This window comes from Rheinheimera fenheensis (assembly GCF_039871805.1).
GTDB lineage: Bacteria > Pseudomonadota > Gammaproteobacteria > Enterobacterales > Alteromonadaceae > Alishewanella > Alishewanella fenheensis.
The window spans coordinates 1-841 of sequence record NZ_JBDPJM010000026.1 but is presented as its reverse complement, the minus strand read 5'-3'; the positions used below and the strand labels follow the sequence as shown (position 1 = coordinate 841).

The window sequence follows — 841 nt, the reverse complement described above, 5'->3', positions numbered from 1 at the left end:
TACATCATCGTGTTCATGAACAAGTGTGACATGGTAGATGACGAAGAGCTGTTAGAGCTGGTAGAGATGGAAGTACGTGAGCTTCTGTCAGACTACGACTTCCCAGGTGATGACCTGCCAGTAATCCGTGGTTCAGCGCTGAAAGGCCTGGAAGGCGATGCAGAGTGGGAAAAGAAAATCCTGGAGCTGGGTGAAGCACTGGATACTTACATCCCTGAGCCAGTACGTGCGATTGATAAGCCATTCATCATGCCAATCGAAGACGTATTCTCAATTGCAGGTCGTGGTACAGTAGTAACAGGCCGTGTTGAGCAAGGTATCATCAAAGTTGGTGAAGAAGTTGAAATCGTAGGTATCAAAGATACGACTAAGACAACTTGTACTGGTGTTGAGATGTTCCGTAAGCTGTTAGACGAAGGTCGTGCAGGTGAGAACATCGGTGCGTTGTTACGTGGTACTAAGCGTGAAGACGTAGAGCGTGGTCAGGTATTGTCTAAGCCAGGTTCAATCAAGCCACACACTAAGTTCGAAGGCGAAGTGTACGTACTGTCAAAAGAAGAAGGTGGTCGTCATACGCCATTCTTCAAAGGCTACCGTCCACAGTTCTACTTCCGTACCACTGACGTAACTGGCGCAGTAGAGCTGCCAGAAGGCGTAGAGATGGTAATGCCAGGCGACAACCTGAAGTTTGTTGTTGAGCTGATTTGCCCAATCGCGATGGACGAAGGTTTACGCTTCGCAATCCGTGAAGGCGGCCGCACAGTAGGTGCTGGCGTAGTATCAAAAATCCTGGCTTAATAAGCTGAGATTAAAAAAGGCCCTGCGGGGCCTTTTTTGTTGC

Annotated in this window: 1 protein-coding gene; it reads left to right on the top strand. The window is 48.5% G+C overall.

Going from position 1 to position 841, the window contains the following annotated elements; all coding sequences use genetic code 11:
* Positions 1 to 798 (top strand): elongation factor Tu (locus ABGI61_RS16745; protein WP_347603465.1); only part of this gene is annotated, 798 nt, incomplete at its 5' end.
* Between the last annotated feature and the right edge of the window lie 43 nt (positions 799 to 841).